Below are 250 nucleotides of genomic sequence, written 5' to 3' on the forward strand. Positions count from 1 at the left end.
GACTTAGAAGGACCAGATCCTGATTTCGGTAATACATGTTTGGCGAGTAACTCACGGCTAGGCTTAAACATCATAGTTGTCGCAAAACCTAGCAACCCTGCACTCAAAGCATAACTGGTCAATTGACCCTTGACCCCATCTTTCATCCACATCGCTTCGTCATACTTGAAGTCGCGACCATACTCATATTCTGATAGTTGATTGCTACGATGGACGATACGAGTATTGATACTCGCCATGACAAAAGGAG

General features: G+C 44.4%; 1 pseudogene. It reads right to left on the reverse strand.

The features are described from left to right. A pseudogene (locus AAEY98_RS22545) lies at nt 1-250 on the reverse strand (saccharopine dehydrogenase); the annotation flags it as partial.

The sequence above is a fragment of the Shewanella sp. AC91-MNA-CIBAN-0169 genome, assembly GCF_040310165.1.
Taxonomy (GTDB): Bacteria; Pseudomonadota; Gammaproteobacteria; order Enterobacterales; family Shewanellaceae; genus Shewanella.